Raw genomic sequence first — 408 nt, 5'->3', positions numbered from 1 at the left:
TTTATATTTCCGGTGGCGATGCGGTTAGGGGTCACACCCGTTTACATCCCGAACACGATGGTTAAGACCTAATCGGCCGATGATACTATGCTGGAGACGGCATGGGAAAGCAGGTGGCTGCCGGGTTTGCTTAAACAGCAAGGAAACTTGCTTTCATATATAAAATCACCGCTAAAAGCGGCGATCATTTGAGAGCTTAACAAAGTTAAACTTTCAAATGGTCGAAAGACCAAGATAGCAACTTGAAAACTTCATACAGTAGAGATGATAATTTAAAGAATTTTCTTAAATATCAAGACATCCGAGAATTAACAAACCAAACAAGTTCTTATTGAACAAATTAAAAATGTAACGCTATACATTCGAGATTAAACAATCAAGAGCGCAGGGTGGATGCCTTGGCACTAA

1 rRNA gene is annotated in these 408 nt (G+C 39.7%); it reads left to right on the top strand.

The window, feature by feature from the left end:
- Positions 1-8: 8 nt before the first annotated feature.
- Positions 9-126: ribosomal RNA gene (rrf, locus tag F0Q01_RS13735) — 5S ribosomal RNA — on the top strand.
- Positions 127-408 lie beyond the last annotated feature (282 nt).

This window comes from Pseudobutyrivibrio xylanivorans (genome assembly GCF_010906925.1).
Taxonomy (GTDB): Bacteria; Bacillota; Clostridia; order Lachnospirales; family Lachnospiraceae; genus Pseudobutyrivibrio.
This window is presented reverse-complemented; position numbering and strand designations above follow the sequence as displayed.